Genomic DNA, 22,160 nt, shown 5'->3' with positions numbered 1-22,160 from the left:
TGATAGAGGTTGATATTATGAAAAAAATTGTCATTGTAACCAGAAGAATGATAATGGGGGGAGTAGAAAAAGCACTAATTGCTATGTTGAATTCTATTCCAAAGGATCAATATGAAGTTACTGTTTTACTTATGGGCATGGGTGGTGAACTAGAGGAAGATATACCCGAACATGTTATAGTTGAACCTTTATTCGGCTACGAGAACTCAATAATAGAAAAGATATGGAATTATTGTCTAAGAGGAAGGTTCATTCAAGCTTTTAAAACAGGATTTTATACAATCAAAGCAAGATTTGCTAAGAGTATTTATGAACAAGAATTACTATATTCGAAAAGAATAGGGGAATTTTCAAAGGATTATGATATAGCAATAGCTTACCATGTTCCTGCCTCCTTTCCTGTTCAAGTGGTAATGAATAATATCAAGGCAAAAATGAAAATAGCTTGGATACATTCGGATGTATCTCAATATCAAAAAGAGCTAATTCCTTACCTACCTTTATATGAAAACTTTGATAAAATCTTTTGTGTTTCTGAATATGGAATGAAAATATTTAATGAACAATATCCTCATTTAAAAAACAAAACCGCATTATTCTATAACATGTTTGACGAAAAGCAAATGATATTAATGGCCAATCATGATAATGGATTTATAGATGAATTTAAAGGGATTAGAATTTTAACAATTGGAAGGTTAAGTCGAGAAAAGGGCCAAGATATCATTCCTGGAACACTGAAGAGACTAAAAGAAGAGGGATTTAATATCAGATGGTATTGTATTGGCGACGGATCGTTTAGTGGGGAACTTAAAAAATTAATCGAGAATTATGAGTTAAAGGAAAATCTCATACTTCTTGGCACCAAAAAAAATCCATACAGTTTTATTAAACAATGTGATATTTATGTTCAACCATCGAGACATGAAGGATATTGTATTTCATTAGCTGAGGCAAGAGCGTTCAATAAACCTATAATCACTACCAATTTTGTCGGAGCTCGAGAACAAATCATAGACGGGGAAACTGGTGTAATTATAAACTTTGATGAGAATCAGTTATATCATGCTATTAAAACATTAGTGAATAATTATGATCTTTGTAAAAAGTTTGAGAGGAATTTGAAAAGTACTGAAATAAGTACTTCCTATGAAATAAGTAAATTATTTGATTGTTTTGTATAAAGGAAAGGAGTATTTATCATATGTTGATAAAAAATAAAATAATAAAATTTATCATGATAAAAGTAATCCAATTTAGTAAAAAATATGAAAATCTTATAAAAATTTTGGAACTAATAAGAGGGCTATACCTTTACCCTATAAAAATGTTGGGGCGTAGATTTTCTCCTGATTATAGTAAAACTGATGTGCTTGTCTTTGCAGCACACCCCGATGATGATGTTTTAGGTCTTGCTACAACGTTATATCGTCATAGGGCGAGAGGTGAATCCGTAAAGATTGTATTTGTAACAAATGGTACAGGAAGGGATGGAGAGAGCTGGTACATTCGAAAAGCCGTGGCAAGAAACAAAGCCGACATTAGATTTTGGGAAGCTGTCCGTGCTCTGTCTCTAATTAATATACAAGAAAAAGATATTTATTGTTTAGGTTTTCCAGACGGGGGTACACAACGTTATTTGAAAAGTATATCAAAAGATGTGATGTTGTGTATTCAAAAACTAAAACCTAAAAGAATATATGTTCATTGTATTGAAGGGGGACATAAAGATCATGATTTTACAAGTTACGTTGTAAAGAATGTTTGTAATAAATTAAAGTATTTTAATGTTTTTGAATGGACTGAATATAATCCTAAACAGCCTTTAGGGACAAACCAAGTGAGATTTTTAACGTCAAATTTAATAAATTCAAAAGAGATAAAAATAGAAATTACTGACGATGAACGCAGTCTTAAAAGAAGAATGTTAGCAAGTCACGATTCCCAAGATGTTGAGCAGTTTTACATGCAAGGGGAAGCTATAAGAAAAGCTGATACTTATAGTTTGGAATATGAAATAGAACAATTTATAGACGGGAACAGAAATTATAGGTTAAAAAGTGATTCCGAAATAAAACGAATAAGTTGATTACAGATAAATTAGAGAGCATATATTGAATGCACTGATACTTAGGGTATAGAAATATCTAATTTTTTATTAAATGGGAAAAGTTTACCGAGAAAAATAAAGAATTTATTGTTTTTTAAAGCATTATTATGATAATAGTTGGCAGTAGCTAGTTAGTTAAGGTAATAATTAGTTTCAAATAAGAATACCTTTATTGCAGGGTAATTTAGGTAAATAATATTATTTTCATGTTTTTTATCATCTATTCAATTGTATAAAATGTGGTGAGGCTATCTATGTCGATAAAAAAAACGTTGCAGCATAACAAATACACATCATTTTTAATTGGAAAGGTAAGGGAATTACAGTATCAAATAATTCCTTCCGTTATTTTTGGTTTTCTTTTTAATGTTAAGAAGTTTTTAAGGCTATATCATGTTACTCAAAAAAGTCCATATGAGAAGTTAAAGCTAATTAAAGATAAACATAAGGGAGAAAGATGTTTTATAGTTGCAACTGGTCCAAGTTTAAAAATTCAGGATTTAGAAAAGTTGCATAAAGAGGTTACATTTAGTATGAATTCTGTTTGCTTAGCATTTGATGAAACTGAGTGGAGACCAACGTATTATGGTATTCAGGATAAAGGCGTCTATAAAAAGCTAGAATCTTATATTAAAAATTTTAATGCGGAATGTAAGTTTATTGGTGATTCAATATCAATTCATAATAATATCCCAAAAGATTACTATATTTTTCCCTTGAATTTGCTTAATCATAGTTTTTCACATAAAAAATATAATACAAAATTTAGCGATAATGCCTTTGCGGAAATATACGATGGATATACGATAACTTATTCGTTAATTCAGATAGCTGTTTACATGGGGGTTAAGGAAATTTACTTACTTGGTGCAGATTGTAATTATTCAAGTGATATGAACCACCATTTTAAGGATTATGGTCATGTGGACCCTACGTTTTTATCATCAAGAGATAAAATGATAAGTGCTTATAAGGTAGCGAAAACTTATGCTGATCAAAATAATATAAAAATTTTTAATGCAACTAGGGGTGGGGTGTTGGAAGTATTCGATAGGGTAGATTTTGATAGCCTTTTCAAAGTTACAAGTTAATTTTAATACTATTAACAGATGAAGAGGAAGCATATTTATTTTTACATTAATAGATTGATAACAAAAAAAGATATTGGATAACAAGTACAATAGGTTGCTCACTCTGTCAGACACTTTGGCTAGAAAAAAGTATTTGATATGGTAGTTTCAAATAAAGTTGAACAATAGATAACAAGTTGAACATTTCTAATAAATGCTAGGAATAACTATAGGAAGGATAATATGTGGCAAGGAGTGTTGAAATGTTTTTTTTGCGGAAAATTTATATGATTTTGAGGAGAAATGATTTTATCATTTTATATTATAAGTTAATTAAAAGGTTAAATATGTATTATTTTAATAAGTTATCACGTGAAAAAAAATGGAATCAAGCTAGTTATATCGGGGAAAGAATAATTGCCAATTACCCTGAAGAGATTTGGTTTTATCCAAAGCTAATTGAATGCTATCAAAATATAAATGAAGAAAGACGTGCAAATCAAATATTAGGAAAATATATTGATTTAAAGTTCAATGGCTTTAGCAGGGAAATTGAAGAAATAGAAACTCAAATAAGTTCTAATCAACCCATTAGTTCAGAATATAAATGGTTCGGTGGATATCAAAACAATGGTTTTATGGTTCATCTTGTTGAAAATAAAAAATATTTATCTAAATTATGCTCATACTGGTCTTGGAGGGAAAGAATATTTTATTTGGAAATCTATAAACGATATCCGCGTATTAGAGATATTACTCCCTTAATGGTAAGTTTTATAGAATCTGGAAAATCAAATATGTATTATATCACGTCGGAAAAAATTGAGGGAGCATACCCTTTATTTACTGATGATGTAATTAAGAAAGTAATTCATATGACTCATATTGTAAGTTCAATAAAATATGGAGAAATTTGCAATTTATTCCCGACTTCCTATTATCCAGATATTAATGAATTGGATGTACCTAATAAAAAGTCTCCTACATTTGGTGTATTAAGATATTTTAACGAAATACATAAGGAAAAGCCAAATAAAGAACTTTTTGCGACTCTATTAAATCAAATGGATGAATTAAATTACTCAAAGGATTCTATAAAATTAATTAAACGTTTAAGAACGGTAATTATCGAAAATTATATGTTTAAAAAAATAATCCCCACTAACCACTTTTCACTAAGGCACGGGGATTTAACACAAAGGAACATGATTTTGGAGAGGGATAGCGAAAAACTCCTATTTTTAGACTGGGGGCAGGTAGGAATAGGTCCAAGTTGGTATGATATTGCTGGTTTTTTGGGCCAGTCAAAATGGTCTTTCGATAAGATAAACACTTTTCATTTATCCATTATCAATGATCCTATAGAAAAGTTATTTTTTATTTATACATTAATTTTAGTCTGGTTTAATGTGTTAAGTAAAGATGAATTTAATAATCAACATGATCTTTACTTAAAGCCTGCTATCGAGCAAGCCGAAATTTTAGAGCAGAGAATTTTAAGTCTGGGTAAAAGCTCAGAGGTTATTTAAGTCTTAGTTATTAATGTATTAAATTATTTATTTTTATTAGAAATATACTTGGTTGACATTTACAATAATAAAAAGATGATTTATATTATTGTTTCTTTTTGAATAGCTAATTGAATTTAAAAAGGAAGTTGAATATAAGTATCTCAAGTTTTCAAGGTAATGTAATTTACTTTCATTTCTTTTTTTATACTAAGTGTTCTTTATTAAGAATTAAATAGCTATGTTTAGGAGGGCTAAAATGCAAAAGAAGGTAATAGCTTTTGTCCCAATAAAATTAAATAGTCAAAGATTGCCCAAGAAGAATATCCTTCCCTTGGGCTATCATTCATTATGCTGGTATGTGTTTGATACTTTATTAAAAATAAATAAAATTGATGAAGTCTGTGTTTATTGCAGTGATGAAAAAGTTATGTCTTACTTACCACCAAATGTAACATTCATACAACGAGATCAATATTTTGATGGAGATCTAGTAAAAGGAAATGAAATATACGAATCTTTTATTGAAAAAGTAGACAGCGATATTTATATATTGGCACATACAACGTCACCGTTTATCTCACAAGATTCAGTCGCAAATGCATTAGATAATGTCTTAAGTGGAAGTTACGATTCAGCTCTTAGTGTTCAAAAAAAACAGACCTTTGTATGGTATCAAGGTCAAACGTTAAATTATGAAATGAAAGATATTCCGAGAACACAAGATATCGAGCCCATTTATATTGAAACTAGCGGGTTTTATATGTTTCAAAAACACCATTTTACTGAAAATAGAAGAAGAATTGGTTTCAATCCTTATTTTCAGGAACTCGACGACATTGAAGCAATCGATATTGATACAAAAGATGATTATGAATTTGCATTGAAAATTATGGAAGTCAACAACCGGTTATCTTTAAAAATCTAATTTATTCATGGGGATGGACTAAATGTTTCAAGAAATTAAAATACAGGAGAATATTACTTTTGGTGGCGGTAAGCCATTTGTGTTAATAGCGGGTCCATGTATGATTGAAAGTGAATGTCTTATTATGGAAACAGCTGCCATTCTAAAAGAAATTACACATAGGCTTAAAATACCATTTGTTTTTAAAGCTTCTTTTGATAAAGCAAATCGTTCTTCAATCTATTCTGAAAGAGGGCCAGGGGTTCAAAGAGGAATAGAGATATTAGATAAAGTAAAAAGCCAATTTAATATACCTGTAACGACTGATATTCACGAACCTAGTCAAGCGGAGATTATAGCCGGAGTTGTGGATATTATACAGATTCCGGCTTTTTTATGTAGACAAACGGATCTATTAGTTGCTGCTGCCAACACAAACAAAATTGTAAATGTTAAAAAGGGTCAATTTTTAGCTCCATGGGATATGGAAAATGTAGTTGTAAAGATAAGAGAATCAGGCAATGGTCAAATTTTATTGACCGAAAGAGGTACAACATTTGGGTATAACAATTTAGTAGTTGATATGCGGTCCTTAATTCAAATGAGAGAATTCAATATCCCTATTGTTTTTGATGCAACACATAGTGTTCAAATACCAGGTGGTCACGGAACTAGTACAGGTGGTAAACGAGAATTTGTCCCTTTTCTGTCAAGAGCAGCTGCTGCAGTTGGAATCGATGCTTTATTTTTAGAGGTACATCCAAATCCTGATAAGGGATTATCAGATGGGCCTAATATGATTAAGCTTTCCGAACTTGAAGATTTATTGAAGCCTATTATTGAAATAGATGCATTGATAAAAGGAATGTAAAGTGAGGGATGAAAAGTGCCATTTATTGCTACAGAAAAAGATCATCAAACTACTATTAAAGAAGTTTTGACCATGGAATCTCAAGCAATCATAAACCTAGTAAAATTTGTTAATCAAGACATGGAAAATGTGGTTGATATGATATTGGAATGTAAAGGAAGAGTCATTGTGACTGGAGTTGGCAAATCCGGAATTATTGCCAGAAAAATAACTGCTACCTTGGCAAGCACAGGAACTCCATCTTTATTCTTGCATCCATCTGAAGGGCTTCATGGGGATTTGGGAATGGTGACAAATTCTGATATAGTAATTGCTTTATCGAAAAGTGGAGAAACAGAAGAAATAAAAAATATTATTCCTTCAATTAAACGTATTGGAGCAAAACTAATTGCCTTTGTTAGCAATGCATCTTCCACCTTGGCAATTAAGGCAGATGAAATTCTCTGCATTGGCGATGTAAAGGAAGCATGTCCTCTTGGACTAGCTCCAACCACAAGCACAACTTTAATGCTTACTTTAGGGGATGCCATTGCTATCGCTTTATTAAAAGCCCGCAATTTTTCATCTGAAGACTTTGCAATATACCATCCAGGAGGAACATTAGGAAAAAAATTATTACTAACAGTCAACAATATTATTGAAATTACAAATAAGAATCCCGTTTTATTGTATAAAAAATCTATTAAAGAAGCCATATTTAGTATGACTAAGTCAGGGTTGGGTGCAATAAGCATCGTTGATGAAAATGGAAGATTAATTGGCATTATTACAGATGGAGATATTCGTAGAGCACTAGGAAAACAACAAAGTTTTTTAGATATTTCAGTTTCTAATTTATTTAATAAAAATCCAATTACAGTTAAAAAGGAGGCCCTTGCAGTTGAAGCATTAAATATAATGGAGACGAAAAAAATTGATGTCCTTCCTGTTGTAAATGACTTAAATGAACCTATTTCAATGATTCATCTACATGATATAACGAGGCTGGGTTTTTAATGGATATTAAATTAATTGCAATAGATGTTGACGGAGTTTTAACTGATGGAAAATTATTAATTGGATCTAACGGTGTGGAATATAAAAGTTTTAATGTAAAAGATGGAATGGGTATTAGTTTAGCACGATTTACTGGAATCAAGATTGCCATTATAACTGGTAGGAAATCAGAATCTGTTAACATTCGATCAAAAGAATTGAATGTTGATTTTTTATTTGAAGGGATAAGAAACAAAAAGGAAGCTTTAACGACACTAGTTAACTCTCTTAATTTACAGATGCAAAATGTATTTTATATTGGCGATGATATTAATGATTTATCAGTTATTCAATCTGTTGCTTTTTCCGCAGCACCCAAAGATTCTGTTGAAATTGTTAAGAATTCCGTAAGTTTTGTAAGTCAATATAAAGGGGGGGAAGGTGCGGTGCGTGAAGCAATCGATTATGTCTTATCTAAACAACATAACTATGAACTGTTACTTAAAGAATACCTTGAATGCGAAATCAAGATAGATCAATAAAATCGTTACTTGTTTTCTATTAAGGGATGTTCCCAGGAAGAAATTTATTTGATAAAAATTAAAATTTTAGTGAAAATGATGCCTGAACATAGTGAAAGTCTGCAATACTCAGGTAATCTTCAAACCAATAATTAACTAAGGCTAAGGTGGTGTAAGATATGAAAAAAATAAAGATGTTTTTGACGGAGCTCTCGCAATCATTTATTGGTGAACAGAGAACAATTAAACTTAAAGAATATATGAAAGGATTCTATAGATATCCAAGAAATATGATTGGAAGAAATATATCATTTAAACCAATGAATCTTACAGATATATTGGTTTTTTCTGCACATCCTGATGATGAGGTTTTAGGTTTGAGCGCCACGATGGGTAGACACAGGGAAAAAGGTGAAAAGGTAACAGTTGTGTATATTACCAATGGTACAGGAGGAGATGGCGAAAGTTGGACAAAAAGAAGGGAGTTATCTCAAAAAATTGCTGAAATAAGATTTAAAGAAGGCATTCAAGCATTATCGATATTAAATATTCCTTCGGAAAATGTAATATGTCTAGGCTTTCCCGACGGGGGAACACACCGTTATTTAAAAGAAATTGCAAAAGATATTCATTCGTTAATAAAAAAGTTAAAGCCCAAAAAAATATATGTTCACTGTATTGAGGGGGGGCATACTGATCACGATACTGTAAGTTTAGTGGCTAAATTTGTATGTAGTAATTTAAATTTCCAAAGTATATATGAATGGGCCGAATATAGTTCTTTATATCCGTTAGGTACAGAAAAAATGAAGTTTATAACTCCTCAAAAATATCAAAATGCTAAAGAAGATATCATTGAGTTAACTGATAATGAACGTTTAAGGAAAAAAGAAATGTTAAATTTTCATCAATCACAACATGTTGATGAATTTTATATGCAAGGAGAGATCATCAGACATGCCGATACTAAACATATTAGAGAAGAAATAGAGACAAATTCTCAAGTCACTAAGGAAGAATGGAGTTTAATTAACAAGTTTCTTAAAAATAATAGAACTACATCGCAGGAACATAATGATAATTTACTAATGGAACAGTTAGGAGACCATAAAACTTCTGAAAAGACATAGGGAACTAATAATTTAAAGGTGATAATAAAAATGATAAGCATTATAGTACCAATATATAATGTAGAAAAATATTTAAGCTTTTGTATTGAGTCTATTTTAAATCAAACATATATTTATTTTGAATTAATACTTGTGAACGATGGTTCTCCAGATAAATGCGGTGAAATATGTGATGAATATGCAAAAAAAGATAAAAGAATAAAAGTAATACATCAAAACAATGGCGGATTATCTTCTGCCAGAAATGCTGGAATTAATATTGCAACAGGTGAATATATTGCATTTGTTGATAGTGACGATTTTATTCATAATAGAATGTATGAATTGTTGTATACAAACGCGAGAAAATATAAATCAGATATTGTAATGTGTAATCTGTTAAAAGTAAATGAAAGTGAAAAAAATAAAATTGAAGCATATAACATTAATATTGAAGCTCAAATATATACAAATATTGAAGCATTAAAACAAATATATAATCGATCAGAAGGAATAAACTTTGTAGTTGCTACAAACAAACTGTTTAGAAGACAATTATTTAATAATCTTAGATTTAAAATAGGAAGAACCCATGAGGATGAATTTCTAGTTCATAGAATATTTTACGAAAGTAATAGGGTAACGCACATACCAGTAGCAATGTATTATTATCGACAAAGGAACAATAGTATTATGGGTTCGCCTTTTAGCTTAAAAATGTTGGATGAGGTTTATGCACTGAAAGATAGAATTACTTTTTGTAGGAAGTTAAAGCTTCCTGAATTACGACATCAAACGGAGTTTAAATATGTTGTGAAGTTGATATCATATTACTTTAAAGTAAAAAAAGAATATAATAATTCTTATTTTGAATTAAATAAACTTAAAAATGACTTTAGCAAATCGATTCATGTTTTATTATTTAATCCCTATTTTAACAAAAAGGAAAAAACATTATGGATTCTATTTATTATTCATCCTTATTTATTTGAATTGTATGTTAGGAAAAAATCAAAATATCAAATAAATGGTTAAGTGTTCCTGACTTTTATTAAATAAAGATATTTCGGGTGGGAAGATGAATAGTATACATAGGTTAAATGATTGTGAGATTAATTTAGTATAAAAGTAACATATAGCATTAACAGAAATATTTTTTACTGAAAAATATTTCAAACAGAACATAAAAAACTGCTAACCAAATGATAAATGAGATTGAGACTTTAAAAAATTTGCATTTTAATAAAATATCCTTAAATTTTGACTTGTAAATATCATTCAATTCTTGAAAGAAAGGAAAAAATAATGCCTACTGTTAGTATTATTGTTCCGATCTATAACGTTGAAACGTATTTGGAAAGATGTATAGATTCTTTAATTAATCAGTCTCTCCAGGATATTGAGATTATTCTTGTTAATGACGGTTCTAAAGACAGGTGTGGAGAAATTTGTGAGAAATATGCAAGAGAAGAGCCAAGAATAAAAGTAATCCATAAGCAGAATGGTGGGTTATCTTCAGCAAGAAATTCAGGTCTGGGTATTGCTAGTGGTAAATATATTGCATTTATTGATGCGGATGATTGGGTTGAAAGAGGGATGTTTGAAGTTTTAGTTAAGAACTCAATTAAACATAACAGTGACCTTGTTGTTTGCAATTATAGAAGTGTTTATTCTGTTGAAAAAATACAAAACTCAAAAGCTTGTCTATCACTGGATGAAGGACTAATAGAGGTAAATAAGTTAGGAATATCACGATATATTCTGGACTTTTTTTTGCCATTTAAACATGCATATAGTGTTTGGAATAAGTTATATAAACATGATTTAATAAGATTACACAACATAAGGTTTGAACCTAATCAAGAGATCTTTGCCGAAGATTTATTATTTAATTTGTACTATTTATGTCATACAAAATTAATTAGTACAACACCTGAAGTATTGGTGAATTACTTCCAACGCCCAAACTCCTTAAGTTCATTTCCCAATACCTTACTCTATAGATTAACTAATATGGTAAAAAGATTTGAAGTATATTTAAAAAGTAATGACGCTAAAGATATCGTGAAGTTAACAATTCCCTCAATTTTTTGTGAGCAAGTTACTACATCTTTAGATTACTTTTTTCATACGAACGATAAGTATTATGTGGAAAATTGTTTAAGAGATCTAACTCAGAGTAAGGCATTCAAAGTCTATTCAATTAAAACTATTTTTAATAAAGAAAGTTCAAAATATTTAACTACCAAAGGGTTTAGAATAAAAGGAAGGATTTACTTTAGATTTATGTTAATAAGGCTAATTTTGGGTCAATATTCAGTTATCCTGAAGAAGCTGAATAAGTGAATTCACTTTAAATTTGAGAGGAATATCTGATTAGAATATAAAAATTAATGTTTTTGCAAGGGGAGAAAACTTTGAAAAGATATTTATTAAAACTTTATTATAAAGTTTCTGTAATAAAAAAAATAAAAGATAATGTGATCATTCTATTTAATAGAATGATTTTTTTAGTTTTTCCGCCTCCTTCTGTTAAATCGACTGATGAAAGCCTAAACATAATAATTAATAATAATTGTTCGGTTAGCAGGTTTGGTGATGGGGAGTTCATTATAATGGAAGGTGGGGGTCTACGATTTCAGCCATATTCTATGGATTTAAGTATCCGATTAAAGGAAATCATTAGAAGCAAACAGCAAAATCATGAAGTTTTTATTCCAAATATTTTCGAAGATATAAATTGGTGTACGGATAAATCAAAAAAATATTGGACTTGGTATTTAAATCGAAATCGGTATAAAATTTATAAAATGCTTGAGAAAAATAAAATATATTATGATTCTTTGGTGACGCGATTATACATAGATCATAAAGACAAAAGCAAGACACATGAACGATTCGAGTTATTTAAAAAGTTATGGGATAAAAAAGAAATAGTTATTGTAGAAGGTGAACAAAGTAGGTTAGGCATAGGAAATAACTTATTTGATAATGCAAAATCTATCAAAAGAATACTATGCCCAGCTAAAAATGCGTTTTCTAAGTATGATCTAATATTAGAAGAGGTAAAAAAGCAAGATAAATCAAAAATAATATTAATTTCACTTGGTCCAACTGCTACAGTATTAGCTTATGATTTAGCTGTTAATGGTCGTCGTGCTATAGATATTGGTCATATAGATATCGAATACGAGTGGTTTTTAAACAAAGCTATAGATAAGGCACCAGTTAAAAATAAATTTGTCGGCGAGGTACAAAACGGGACAAATGTTTATGCAATAAATGACTCTAGATATGAAAGTGAAATTATTACAAGAATAAGTTAAATTGAAAATTTGTATGACTAAATTTTTCATATATCGATTTACTTATATTCATAAAGAGGAAAAGTACTCTATCGAAGGAGCATCATTGGTTAATCAATTTTGCAACTCAGTAGCTAATTTTTTGAATGAAGTAAAAATAACTTGCACGATTATAAATGTTACTCTCAGCCTTTTTAGGGATAATATGTAATATGTTAATAGCAAAAAAAGATATATTCATCAGCTATGCAGCCCATGCCAAATTAAAAGAATTGAAGTAAGTAATACACTTAATTATCAATTTAAATAGCTCTTTTTACTTAGAGGATTTTTGAGGAGGGAAAAGTTTGAATTCCAGATTTGATCAACTTGATTCAATTAGAGGATTGGCTGCGGTAACAGTCATGTTATCTCATATAGGCAATGTATCAGCTACTTACTTGTTTTCTGTACTAATAACTGGATCGCCTTTAAAAGTACTGATAAATGGATCATCAGCAGTACTTCTTTTTTTTATTTTAAGCGGATTTGTATTATCACTACCATTAGTAAATGGAAGAGAAATGAATTACCCAGTATTTGTAATTAGAAGAATTTTAAGAATCTATGTGCCATACTTAGTTTCTATTATCATAGCAATATTGTTGTCATTATTATTATCGAGAGGTGGAATCAATGAGTTAAGTTATTGGTTTAATCTTACCTGGACTACTAAATTTAGCGCTTCATTATTATTTGAACATTTTCTTTTAATTGGCAATGTTCATTCAGATGCTTTCAATAATGTTATTTGGTCACTAGTTCATGAAATGAGGATATCTTTACTGTTCCCATTAGTTTATTTGGTTGTTATAAAATTCAATTGGAAATTTAGCATTATTATTGGTTTCTTTTTATCTTTATTTTCGATTCTTAATGACACTTTGGGCTTTCAGGTGAGTAATGGTTATTACACTTCCTATTGGGATACATTACACTATACTTCCATGTTTATATTTGGAGGCGTAATTGCAAAACACTTAAAGGATATACTTGGTATGTATCATAAACTTACAAGGACTTATAAATGGTTATTATTAATAGCGGCTTTTATTTTTTATAATTATCCTGGTATAGGGATAAGAATTTTAAACTTTATTGACTTTTTTTATCCAGCAAGGGTTCTTATGGATTATATTGCATGTTTGGGTGCTGTCTTGTTTATTATTATTGCGTTAGGTTCCCATAAGATAACAAAAATATTGATGATAAAACCAATAAATTTTATAGGGAAAATTTCTTATAGCTTATATCTATATCATCTAATAGTTCTGTTAAGTTTATTTTACCTATTATATAATTTTGTTCCGATAGGAATTATTAGCACCTTAACTATTTTAGTCTCAATCTTTATCTCGACAATAGCATATTATTTCGTGGAAGTACCTTCTATGAAGCTAGGCAAAACAATCTCTTACAAACAAAAGGTGCAGAAAATAACTACAGAATTAAATCAAAGTGTTTCAAAAGTTTAAGATAAATAAGCATAACTTGGTTTATTAGAGCATAGAGATCATTTATTTCTTAATTTAAATACCCACTCAATATTAATGATTGGGTATGGTATTGCTGATTGCAATTTATATTTTACTTTCAATTTATTTCTAACTTTAATTATGTTTTTTAGTCTAATTATTTCACCAGATTTCTAAACACAGTTAGCAATAAAGTGGATATTATTTAAAAGAATACAAATGAGATGCAAAATAAATACCAATGCTTGGAGGTAATGATGGAGGAATTACTATGTTCATACTAAAATCCCTCGTAAAGAAATATTTTGAGTGGAGATATTGGGGTACGTTGTATAGAAATATGGCCGATCAGGTTAAGCGTACGAATCAATTTGGAAAAGAAAATAATATACGCTATATAAATAAACCAGGTATTGCTCTATCTTTTGACGATAGTTATCGGGTTTACGATTGGTATAAGTATGGGAAGCCTATATTTGATAATAATGATATAAAGGTAACTTTTAATGTTAATGGAGTCCATCCTTTAAAAAATAATAGAATACATATCCAAGAAGAAATTGATTTATTACTTGAACTACAATCAGATGGGCATGAAATAGCTAACCATGGTTTTAAACACCGTAAAGCAACCGATTATTCGAAAATAAATTCCGTAAATAAATGGATTGATGATGAAATAGTGTTGTTAAATAATTGGTTAAGCAAACAATCACACTCTAAAACAGGAGCTAAATTTAAAAAGCCAGCTTCATTTGCCTTTCCTCATTTTCTTGCAGACGAAAAAACAATAGCTGGAATTATCCCTAATCACTTTAATATTGCGCGAGGCCACTTGAATAAGGACAACCTATCTTCTTTTAATCATTTTGGATTTGCGCCATCCATTTGTTTAGATAGCTATTATTCCTGTAATTTTTTTTATCTGAAGAAAATCTTAAAACTTGTAAAAAGGTCAGGTGAAAATTTGATATTAACAGGTCATTCGATTTTGCCTCAAGATATAGAGGGAAATAAAGGTGAACAGCATAAAAGGTGGGGGAACTGGAGAGTTTCTCCTAATACAATTGAAAAGATAATAAAAGTATCTAAAAGACTCGGTTTGGAGTTTTATACAACATCTGAAATCGCTGGTGTTGCTACTTTTTCGGATATATATTTAGAAAGTGCTGTAAGGGAAAAAATTTCATTGCAAGCTGGTAAATGGTTACTCATTAAAGATTTAATCAATATTAAGGAACTGGATTTGAGTAATAAAGGAATAAAAAATTTAGATGGTATACAGTATTTCTTAAATGTTGAAAAGTTGGATATAAGCAACAATGCTATTTCTGATTTTAGTCTATTAAAGAAACTACAGAGGCTGAAACATTTAAATATAGCCAATAATTATTCCGAGATAAATGCGAAGGTCATTTAAAAGTTAATGTAAAATAGAAGTTTAAAAATAAAGGGAATGAAAATCTGGTGAAAAGATGGAAGATAATTATTTTAACTGGTGCCATCATTTTTGTGTTATTTTCACTTTTTAACTTGCAAAGAATTCAAAATGTCGAAGGTGGTAGGGATGGTGTATCGATATCACTCCCCCTTCATAAGGGAAATGATTCAGATAGTGGAATAATTCAAACTTCTTCAAAAGGTGACAATCAGAATGTATATGAACTTGATCTTCGAAAATGGGGAATTTTTAATGACGGAACCCATCCTATTGAAACAACAAAAGGTCTAAATGCAGCGCTTGAATGGACACAACAAGAAGGGTACACTACGTTTTATGTTCCAGCAGGAACATATTTGATATCAAAAGGAGAAGGGGTGGACGATCCCGACTCAAGAATCAATATAGTGTCAAATATAACTTTTCTTTTAGACGATAAAGCTATCATTCAAAAAGAATCAAATGGGTTTGAAATATATTCCACTTTGTATATAGATTCAGAAATTGAAAACGTAACGATAAAAGGCGGTACCATTAGAGGAGACCGAGAAACACATGATTATTCCCAAAAAGGCGAGTATACAGGTGGAACACATGAATGGGGAAACGGTATCGATACTAAAGGTGCTCAAAATGTTATTATTGATGGAGTTAAGATTGAGAAGTTCACTGGTGACGGGATAGAGATTGGAGGCTCTACAATATACGGAGACTATATAACGGGAGAAGATATAGAAATTGGTGGAATAAATGAGAATGGTAAATTAATTCACGAGAAAGGGAAAGTAAGAACAAAAAATTACGATGTAACAAATTTTAATCATCCCGTATATGAAAATCCTCACTATCGAAATATTATGATGTGGATTCCTGAAGGTGTAGAAGGAAATTATGATATTTTCTTTTATCGAAAGGATCAAAGTTTCATTCGCGCTGACAGTAATCTTCGTTTTAATTCGACTTGGGGATACTCTGAAATTCCCGATGATGCAGATTATTTTAAGGCAGTATTCAATAGTAATTCTACTGAGAATATTGAAGTGAATAAAATGACAGTTGCGATCACTAAAAATATTACAATACAAAATTGTGATATTGGATATAACAGGAGACAAGGTATTACAGTCGGGGCTTCCGATGGCGTAAATATTCTCAATAATAGAATTCATCATACAAACGGGATAGCACCGGAAAGCGGAATAGATATAGAGCCTGGTTTTTACCCTGCTATTAATACGAATATAAAAGGAAATCAATTTTTAAATAATACAATTCATATGGTTTTTGCATACGGTGGTAAGGCAGTAGTGGAAGATAACTATTTTGGACCAAATGTTCAGGATGGTATTGGCTTCGCGATTAATCCAGCCTATTACGGTGCTATAATAAAAAATAATCAGTTTGATCATAGTGATTTTAGTACTTGGGGTAATACCCATTTTAGCAATAATAAACTAGTTGCAAGTTCAGCCACTTTTGAAGGTGGTGACGAAGTTACCATAGAAAGTATTGATGCTTTAGATTCAAATTTGGATTTAAATCAAACTGTTATAGATGGGATAAAAGTAAAGGATATTACTCTAAATTCTTCAGGAAAAAGAGATATAACCAGTGGGATATATGTATATGGCGAACCTATTCAAATGAACAATATTAAATTAAATGGATCTAACGAAATAAGCGGCGATGGAAATAGTTATAATATATACGAAAATATTACATTTAATCAGACACCAGAAATGAATCTAGCTTCTGGAATATATAAAAGTTGTTTAGTAAAAAGTGGTCATTTTTCGCTGAATAATCCGGGAAAGATTGAAATGAATAATTGTAAATTCGTTAATACAACCTTTTATACGTATAACACAGAAACAGTAGCAATTTTTCAACATTCATCTTTTGAAAACGATATAATTGACGGACCAATCATTCTAGCTCTTGAAGCTAAAACAGTAAATGTACTTAATAATACTTTTAAAGTCGATACTGCAGTAGAACCTACACCTATCATTCAAATTGGAAGAGATGCATCTGAGCATGTGCCTACCAAAGTTTTTAATACCACTATTAAGGGAAATACAATCAATTCAAAGTATAGCCTGATTGGGATAGACACAATGAATGGTGGAATTGGATCTTCTCCCTATATTATTGAGGATAATACCCTATTAAAAGCAAAACTTAACTTGAGAAAAAATGATGTTAATAGAAATAATCAGTTAAAGAATAATTGATGAGAAGAGGCCTAGTGAAGTTTAACACTAGTGCCTTTTTTTAAGGAGAAATGAATATGAATCCAACTTCTCGGACAGCGTTTATTTTACAAATACACAAAAACCCTGAACAAGTAAATAAGTTTTTAAAACAGCTTATTGTGAACGACTTTGCCGATGTATATGTTCATATTGACAAAAGGAACTTTGAAAATTTAAAAGGACAAATTATTAAAAGTCCAAATGTTAAAGTGCTTAAACACAGTATTATGTGTGAATGGGGGGATATCAGCCAAGTAGATACGACAATACTATTGTTTAAAGAAGTACTTACTTCTGGGAAGAAATACGATTTTGTTTGTCTAAGAAGTGGGCAAGATTTACTTGTGAAGAATGATTATAAAGAACTTTTAATCAATAACAAAGGCAAAATTTTTATGACACATAGAAACGAAGTAAATAAAGGATTAATGGAAATCAATTTTCCTAAAGCGACTCGCGGAAGATACACAACTTTTCATCCCGCTAGAATGTATAGAGGGTTTATTCAAGCTTTATATCGAAAGGGTTTTAATTTACATCCAAACCCAAACCGATTACCCGGAAATTTTACATTATACAGTGGTTCACAGTGGTTTTCTGTACCTTATGAGGTTGCAGAGTATATTATTGAATTTTTAAATGAAAATGAATGGTATTATCCATATTTTAAAAACACATTAGTTCCAGATGAATGGTTCTTCCATACAATTATTATGAATTCTCCATATAAAAGTCATGTGGTTAACAATAATCATCTTTTTATTAAATGGGGAAAACAGATGTCTAACAGGAATTCTCCAATAGAAATAGCTAGAAACCATATTCCAGTAATTGAAGAATCCGATTGTTTTTTTGCTAGAAAATTTGATGAAACAGTAGATAAATCCGTAATAGATTATTTTGCTACTAAGGTTAGGTTTAACGCTAAGCAAATGGATGAAAAGAAAGAGAATTTAATAGTTATATAATTAGACATCTGGTCAGGTTAATTCTATACCAAGATGTCTTTTTTAATGGAGGAATGTCTTATGAACTCTGTTATTCAAGCGGAGTTAACTTATGATTCATTCAAGGAATTAGAAAAATCGTATGGTTCATCTTTTTATTTATTAGATGTAAATAAACTAAAAGAAAATTATCAAAAAATCAATGATGCTTTTAAGAGCATATATGCAAACTTCATTATTGGTTACTCTTATAAAACGAATTATCTTCCTTATTTATGCAAAGAATTATCAAAGTTAGGTGCATATGCAGAGGTGGTCTCAAGATTGGAATACGATTTAGCTATTAAAATCGGTGAAGATCCAAAAAGGATCATATTTAACGGACCTTTAAAAAGCAAAGAAGATGTATTTTATGCATTAGACAATGAAAGTCTGCTTAATATTGATTCAATGTATGAGATCGAATTTGTTAAAGAGTATGCGTTAAACAATGAAGATAAAGAAATTAAATTGGGATTAAGGGTGAATTTTGATATTTCCCAAGATGGAGTCAGCATTTTACAGGAAGGTTATGCGATTAGCAGATTTGGAATTTGTGTGGAAAATGGAAATTTTCATCTTGCTTTAAATGAGCTTAGAACTATGCAAAATATAAATATAATTGGATTGCATGGTCATTTTTCTACCAGAAATAGAAGTTTGCATGCATACAAAGTAATTACTCAAACTCTCTGTGATTTAGCGAAAGAAAATTTAATAGATACTTTGGAATACATCGATGTCGGTGGTGGAATTTATGGTGAAATGCCGGATTCATTTAATATCATCACACCAACATTTGATGACTATGCAGGGACAATATGTGAAGTGATGAATAGGGAATTTAAGCATTTTTCCAAGAAACCAAATCTAATTTTGGAGCCAGGTATTTCGATGGTCGCAAATACCTTTATTTTTATTTCTAAAGTAATTGAAGTGAAAAAGGTTAGGGATAACAACTTCGTATTAGTGAATGGTAGTGTTCATAACGTTAAACCAACAATGCATAAAAATAATCTTCCAATGCAAATCGTTAGGAAAAACGAAAATGTTTCTGACAATGAATATTTTCATATAGTCGGTTATACGTGTATGGAGAAAGATTATTTAGCTCATCATGTGCACGATGCACTACCAGAGAGGGACGACTTTGTTGTTTTTGAGAATGTAGGAGCGTATACGATTGTTTTTAATCCCCCATTTATTAAAGAACGTCCTAGTATTATCGCAATGGATAATGCTTCTTTTTTTGAGGTTAGAAAAAAGGAAACAATCAATCAATTCTTTAATGAGGACCTTTATTCTTTTAGTTTTCCATAAAAATCATAATGAGAGGAACGAATTAATGAATATATTAATATGCAGTGCTGGGCGTCGAGTAAGATTAGTTCAATATTTTAAAGAAGAACTACAGAAAATCAATGGAAGGATCATTGCGGTAGATTGTGATGTAACAGCACCGGCATTGTCCTATGCCGATAGTTTTGAAGTCGTTCCCAGAATTTCGCATCCTAATTACATTCAACATATAAAGGAAATATGTGCCAAATACGATATTAAAGCTATTCTTTCACTCATAGATCCGGAATTATCATTACTAGCCAGATATAAGAAGGAGTTTAAAAAAGAAGGCATAACGATTGTTGTATCAAATAAGGATGTGGTCGATATTTGCTTCGATAAATATTCGACGTATCAATTTTTAAAGGAGCATGATATTCCTAGTGTAAAAACCTATGTTGAGAGAGAAAAGGTGATGGAAGATTTAATGGATGGAACATTAAACTTCCCATTAATTATAAAACCAAGAAATGGTAGTGCAAGTTTAGGGATATCCAAGGTAAACACGGTAAAAGAGCTCGAATTTTTTTGGAATAACAATGAAGAATTAGTTGTGCAACCCTTCATCAATGCAGAAGAATATGGGGTTGATTGTTTTATAGATCTAATATCTGGTGTGACAACGAATATTTTCACCAAAAGAAAAGTAGCTATGAGGGCTGGTGAAACGGATAAGTCGGTAGCTATAAATGACCAGGAATTAAAACAATTGATTCAAAAACTTATTTCCGCTCTTAAACCCGCAGGACCTATTGATGTCGATTGCTTTAAGACGGGAGAAGGCTTTGTCGTATCTGAAATTAACCCAAGATTTGGTGGAGGCTATCTCCATGCACATGAAATGGGACAAAATTTCGTGGAAAATATCATTAATAATTTGATGGGTAAACTTAATTCAATAAATGAAGAGCCTTATGGGGAAGGAACGATACTAGTAAAATATGATCATTTTATTATCCTTAATTCCAGCCAATCTGAAATGTCTTCAGTAGACAACAAATTGAAATTACAGTTAAGATAATTGGTAAACAAATGAAACGAGGTCTTACCATGAAACTAGCCTTCCTATCCGATATCCACGGCAACGCCATCGCGCTAGATGCCGTACTTCAGGATATCCAAGCAAAAAATGTAGACAAAATTTACGTTCTAGGTGATATTTGCTACCGCGGCCCAGAACCCCAGCGATCATTAGAATTAGTTCTTTCCTTAAATTGTGATGTCATCAAAGGAAATGCGGACGAATGGGTTGTTCGCGGTGTGCGACAAGGAGAGGTTCCATACCAAGCTCTGGATATGATGAATAAAGAGCGGGATTGGATTTATTCACAGTTAGACGAAAAAAGTATTGCCTATTTGGAACAGTTGCCGATGGATTTAACGATAGAAGAAGCAGGAATGAAGATTCACGCATTCCACGCTACTCCTAATAGTTTGTTCGAAATTGTACCGCCATTTGAAAGTGATGACCTGATTACCAATAAATTGATGGTAAATGAAGCTGATCTTTATATTTACGCTCATATCCATAAGCCATACATTCGGTACATTAACGGTAAATGTGTAATGAACATCGGAAGTGTAGGACTTCCTTTTGATGGGATGAAAAAATCTTCATATGCATTAATAGATATTACGGATAACGGATTTCAAGCTTCCATTGTCAGGGTGCCGTTTGATACTGAAAAGGTTATGCAGCAATACAACGATTCTGCCTATCCTAATGCCGAAGCAATGATCAATATACTGCAAAATGCCAAAATATAAAAAGAGAAGGTTAACCGCCTTCTCTTTTTTGATTAGAAGGTGCCCATAGTGAAGCCAATTTTAAGAATTCTTCCTGTTTTATACATAATATTTATTTGGATACAATCAAGCTCGTTTGACCCTGAATCCGTACATAATCTTTTGAGCAATATTAGTTATAATATCATTTTATTTATCGGCATTTGTTTTGAACTCGCCCATTTAATTGAATTTGGCATTTTATATTTACTGCTTATTTTAGCGATTCTTACCTATCGGCCACTAGATAATAAAATGGAAGCTATTAGTTTTACCTTTGCTGTTTTATATGGGCTGTTCGATGAAATTCATCAATATTTTGTTCCATTCAGATCCTTTTCGATCATAGATTTAGTAAAGAACTTTTTAGGAGTTTTTGTAATTTGGCTAATCATCCATCGATCATACTTTAAAAAGAAGAATTCAAAAATTGGTTCTATATTAAAGAAGATACCAAATTAA

General features: G+C 30.7%; 20 protein-coding genes. All 20 read left to right on the top strand.

Features of this window, described 5'->3' with window-relative positions:
* Nucleotides 1-17: 17 nt before the first annotated feature.
* The 20 genes from NQ185_RS10265 (at nt 18) to NQ185_RS10170 (ending at nt 22,160) form a co-directional block, all read left to right on the top strand.
* Nucleotides 18-1,184 carry a glycosyltransferase gene (locus NQ185_RS10265; protein ID WP_257581617.1) on the top strand — a complete coding sequence of 389 codons (1,167 nt, stop codon included), beginning with the start codon at nt 18-20 and terminating at the stop codon, nt 1,182-1,184.
* Between the two features lie 20 nt (nt 1,185-1,204).
* Nucleotides 1,205-2,089 (top strand): PIG-L deacetylase family protein, encoded by an 885-nt coding sequence (locus NQ185_RS10260; protein ID WP_257581615.1) that lies wholly within the window; start codon nt 1,205-1,207, stop codon nt 2,087-2,089.
* Between the two features lie 275 nt (nt 2,090-2,364).
* Entirely contained in the window at nt 2,365-3,201 is an 837-nt protein-coding gene (locus tag NQ185_RS10255; RefSeq protein WP_257581614.1) for a 6-hydroxymethylpterin diphosphokinase MptE-like protein, read from the top strand.
* Nucleotides 3,202-3,527: 326 nt separating this feature from the next.
* Nucleotides 3,528-4,709 (top strand): phosphotransferase, encoded by a 1,182-nt coding sequence (locus NQ185_RS10250; protein ID WP_257581613.1) that lies wholly within the window; start codon nt 3,528-3,530, stop codon nt 4,707-4,709.
* Nucleotides 4,710-4,947: 238 nt separating this feature from the next.
* Nucleotides 4,948-5,616: an acylneuraminate cytidylyltransferase family protein gene (locus NQ185_RS10245; protein WP_257581612.1), complete on the top strand. Its 669-nt coding sequence runs from the start codon at nt 4,948-4,950 to the stop codon at nt 5,614-5,616.
* Nucleotides 5,617-5,638: 22 nt separating this feature from the next.
* Nucleotides 5,639-6,466 carry a 3-deoxy-8-phosphooctulonate synthase gene (kdsA, locus tag NQ185_RS10240; protein ID WP_257581611.1) on the top strand — a complete coding sequence of 276 codons (828 nt, stop codon included), beginning with the start codon at nt 5,639-5,641 and terminating at the stop codon, nt 6,464-6,466.
* A 15-nt stretch (nt 6,467-6,481) separates the two neighbouring features.
* On the top strand, nt 6,482-7,462 hold the full coding sequence (locus NQ185_RS10235; protein WP_257581610.1) for a KpsF/GutQ family sugar-phosphate isomerase: 981 nt from the start codon (nt 6,482-6,484) through the stop codon (nt 7,460-7,462).
* A complete protein-coding gene (locus tag NQ185_RS10230) occupies nt 7,462-7,983 on the top strand; it encodes a KdsC family phosphatase (RefSeq protein ID WP_257581609.1) in 522 nt (173 codons plus the stop codon). Before NQ185_RS10235 ends, NQ185_RS10230 begins: the two co-directional genes overlap by 1 nt.
* A gap of 158 nt (nt 7,984-8,141) precedes the next feature.
* A complete protein-coding gene (locus NQ185_RS10225) occupies nt 8,142-9,092 on the top strand; it encodes a PIG-L deacetylase family protein (RefSeq protein ID WP_257581608.1) in 951 nt (316 codons plus the stop codon).
* Between the two features lie 21 nt (nt 9,093-9,113).
* Nucleotides 9,114-10,106: a glycosyltransferase family 2 protein gene (locus NQ185_RS10220; RefSeq protein ID WP_444546877.1), complete on the top strand. Its 993-nt coding sequence runs from the start codon at nt 9,114-9,116 to the stop codon at nt 10,104-10,106.
* Nucleotides 10,107-10,376: 270 nt separating this feature from the next.
* On the top strand, nt 10,377-11,417 hold the full coding sequence (locus tag NQ185_RS10215; protein WP_257581603.1) for a glycosyltransferase: 1,041 nt from the start codon (nt 10,377-10,379) through the stop codon (nt 11,415-11,417).
* A 71-nt stretch (nt 11,418-11,488) separates the two neighbouring features.
* On the top strand, nt 11,489-12,397 hold the full coding sequence (locus NQ185_RS10210) for an SP_1767 family glycosyltransferase (protein ID WP_257581602.1): 909 nt from the start codon (nt 11,489-11,491) through the stop codon (nt 12,395-12,397).
* Nucleotides 12,398-12,723: 326 nt separating this feature from the next.
* Nucleotides 12,724-13,890, top strand: a complete 1,167-nt coding sequence (locus NQ185_RS10205) for an acyltransferase family protein (RefSeq protein WP_257581601.1) — start codon at nt 12,724-12,726, stop codon at nt 13,888-13,890.
* Between the two features lie 271 nt (nt 13,891-14,161).
* Nucleotides 14,162-15,310, top strand: a complete 1,149-nt coding sequence (locus NQ185_RS10200; protein WP_257581600.1) for a polysaccharide deacetylase family protein — start codon at nt 14,162-14,164, stop codon at nt 15,308-15,310.
* 47 nt (nt 15,311-15,357) lie between these two features.
* The gene (locus NQ185_RS20250; protein WP_257581599.1) at nt 15,358-17,565 is read left to right on the top strand and encodes a right-handed parallel beta-helix repeat-containing protein; all 2,208 of its coding nucleotides are present in this window, start codon (nt 15,358-15,360) and stop codon (nt 17,563-17,565) included.
* Nucleotides 17,566-17,621: 56 nt separating this feature from the next.
* Nucleotides 17,622-18,554 (top strand): beta-1,6-N-acetylglucosaminyltransferase, encoded by a 933-nt coding sequence (locus NQ185_RS10190; protein WP_257581597.1) that lies wholly within the window; start codon nt 17,622-17,624, stop codon nt 18,552-18,554.
* A 60-nt stretch (nt 18,555-18,614) separates the two neighbouring features.
* Nucleotides 18,615-19,892, top strand: coding sequence for a type III PLP-dependent enzyme domain-containing protein (locus NQ185_RS10185; RefSeq protein WP_257581596.1), 1,278 nt, complete (start codon nt 18,615-18,617; stop codon nt 19,890-19,892).
* A 25-nt stretch (nt 19,893-19,917) separates the two neighbouring features.
* Nucleotides 19,918-20,934, top strand: coding sequence for an ATP-grasp domain-containing protein (locus NQ185_RS10180; protein ID WP_257581594.1), 1,017 nt, complete (start codon nt 19,918-19,920; stop codon nt 20,932-20,934).
* Between the two features lie 29 nt (nt 20,935-20,963).
* Entirely contained in the window at nt 20,964-21,680 is a 717-nt protein-coding gene (locus NQ185_RS10175) for a metallophosphoesterase family protein (RefSeq protein ID WP_257581593.1), read from the top strand.
* Between the two features lie 48 nt (nt 21,681-21,728).
* Nucleotides 21,729-22,160 (top strand): VanZ family protein, encoded by a 432-nt coding sequence (locus NQ185_RS10170; protein WP_257581592.1) that lies wholly within the window; start codon nt 21,729-21,731, stop codon nt 22,158-22,160.

Origin of the sequence: Lederbergia panacisoli, from assembly GCF_024626525.1 — a bacterium.
GTDB lineage: Bacteria > Bacillota > Bacilli > Bacillales > Bacillaceae_C > Lederbergia > Lederbergia panacisoli.
Note: the sequence above shows the minus strand (reverse complement) of the source record. Positions and strands in the feature narration are given on the sequence as shown.

Excerpts from the sequence above, each read along its gene's own strand:
- NQ185_RS10230 (WP_257581609.1), top strand. The coding sequence starts at position 7,462 with ATGGATATTAAATTAATTGCAATAGATGTTGACGGAGTTTTAACTGAT.
- NQ185_RS10200 (WP_257581600.1), top strand. The coding sequence starts at position 14,162 with ATGTTCATACTAAAATCCCTCGTAAAGAAATATTTTGAGTGGAGATAT.
- NQ185_RS10175 (WP_257581593.1), top strand. The coding sequence starts at position 20,964 with ATGAAACTAGCCTTCCTATCCGATATCCACGGCAACGCCATCGCGCTA.
- NQ185_RS10250 (WP_257581613.1), top strand. The coding sequence starts at position 3,528 with ATGTATTATTTTAATAAGTTATCACGTGAAAAAAAATGGAATCAAGCT.
- NQ185_RS10260 (WP_257581615.1), top strand. The coding sequence starts at position 1,205 with ATGTTGATAAAAAATAAAATAATAAAATTTATCATGATAAAAGTAATC.
- NQ185_RS10185 (WP_257581596.1), top strand. The coding sequence starts at position 18,615 with ATGAACTCTGTTATTCAAGCGGAGTTAACTTATGATTCATTCAAGGAA.
- kdsA (WP_257581611.1), top strand. The coding sequence starts at position 5,639 with ATGTTTCAAGAAATTAAAATACAGGAGAATATTACTTTTGGTGGCGGT.
- NQ185_RS10265 (WP_257581617.1), top strand. The coding sequence starts at position 18 with ATGAAAAAAATTGTCATTGTAACCAGAAGAATGATAATGGGGGGAGTA.
- NQ185_RS10245 (WP_257581612.1), top strand. The coding sequence starts at position 4,948 with ATGCAAAAGAAGGTAATAGCTTTTGTCCCAATAAAATTAAATAGTCAA.
- NQ185_RS10255 (WP_257581614.1), top strand. The coding sequence starts at position 2,365 with ATGTCGATAAAAAAAACGTTGCAGCATAACAAATACACATCATTTTTA.
- NQ185_RS10225 (WP_257581608.1), top strand. The coding sequence starts at position 8,142 with ATGAAAAAAATAAAGATGTTTTTGACGGAGCTCTCGCAATCATTTATT.
- NQ185_RS10215 (WP_257581603.1), top strand. The coding sequence starts at position 10,377 with ATGCCTACTGTTAGTATTATTGTTCCGATCTATAACGTTGAAACGTAT.
- NQ185_RS10180 (WP_257581594.1), top strand. The coding sequence starts at position 19,918 with ATGAATATATTAATATGCAGTGCTGGGCGTCGAGTAAGATTAGTTCAA.
- NQ185_RS10190 (WP_257581597.1), top strand. The coding sequence starts at position 17,622 with ATGAATCCAACTTCTCGGACAGCGTTTATTTTACAAATACACAAAAAC.